Genomic DNA, 1,117 nt, shown 5'->3' with positions numbered 1-1,117 from the left:
GAATCTCCCACAGGCGATTATCAAAATCGATTTCGTGCCACTCCGCTTGCCGTAATTCGCCTGGTCTCACTCCTGTCAATATTAATAACCGCATCGCCAGTTTGACGATTTGACTCCCTGTATACGTTTTAAAGATACGGAAAAACTCCGGCAACTCACCCGCAGCCAGATACGCATAATGCTCTTTTTTGTGTGGTGCAAATGCGCTTGCTAGGTCTGGAGCAGGATTGTATTCGGCTCGTCCGGTGATTATTGCGTACCTAAATACTTCACCACATCGCTGACGCACCTTGCGTAATTTTTCTGTTGCCCCGCGATCATTAAGGATGGAAAGAACTGCGAGTAGCTCCATCGGCTTAATCTCTGATATAGGTCTACTGCCAATGTATGGGAAAACATCCCTCTCAAATGTGTCTAGCATTTCCTTTGCGTATAACACAGACCATCTGTCCCGCCGTTTCTCGTACCATTCACGGGTTATGTTCTCAAAGGTATTGCAACATTTACTTTCTAGCTCACGCTTTTGGGCTTTTCTGACCTCACTAGGGTTTATACCATTCGCGATGAGTCTTTTAGCCTCATCTCTTGCAGTTCTAGCATCAGAAAGAGATACATCAGGGTATACTCCCAGTGACAACATTTTGGGTTTTCCTGCAAATCTATAGCGTAAGCGCCACCCTTTAGAGCCATTCGGCTCAATGAGTAACGAAAGCCCGTTTCCATCGTTGAGCGTATATGGCTTTGCTTTTGGTTTGGAACGTCTAATGGCAAGGTCTGAAAGCAACATGTGTATAGTTTTCACGTACAGGTTCTATTCTATGCACAATACTATACACATATGCGAGTAAATTTCGGTAGTTTTGAGTAGATGTAAGCAGACGATAAAGATAGCCACAATGCTTGTAAATCAAGGGTTTTATAGACTCTAATCAACGTTATCGGATGTTTATTTGTAGCCTATTTCAGGTATAGTACGCCGGTATATGTTTTATCCACGTGAGAGCCTGATGTGATGAATTCCGTAACTGCGGCGGTTTCTGCCCGGCTGGTGCTGTGCACCGCTCCGGATCAGGCCTGCGCCCAGATGCTGGCGCGGACCTTGGTCAACGAACAATGG

At 45.5% G+C, this 1,117-nt stretch carries 1 protein-coding gene; it reads right to left on the bottom strand.

Annotation, left to right across the window (positions count from 1 at the left end; translation table 11 throughout):
- The coding region (locus GOU96_RS17695; RefSeq protein WP_324702087.1) for a tyrosine-type recombinase/integrase at window positions 1–802 on the bottom strand (802 nt) is incomplete at its 3' end.
- Between the last annotated feature and the right edge of the window lie 315 nt (window positions 803–1,117).

It is taken from the genome of Vibrio sp. R-1 (genome assembly GCF_035615595.1).
Taxonomy (GTDB): Bacteria; Pseudomonadota; Gammaproteobacteria; order Enterobacterales; family Vibrionaceae; genus Vibrio; species Vibrio cholerae.
The sequence above is the reverse complement of the archived record's forward strand: the minus strand, read 5'-3'. Positions and strand labels throughout refer to the sequence as shown.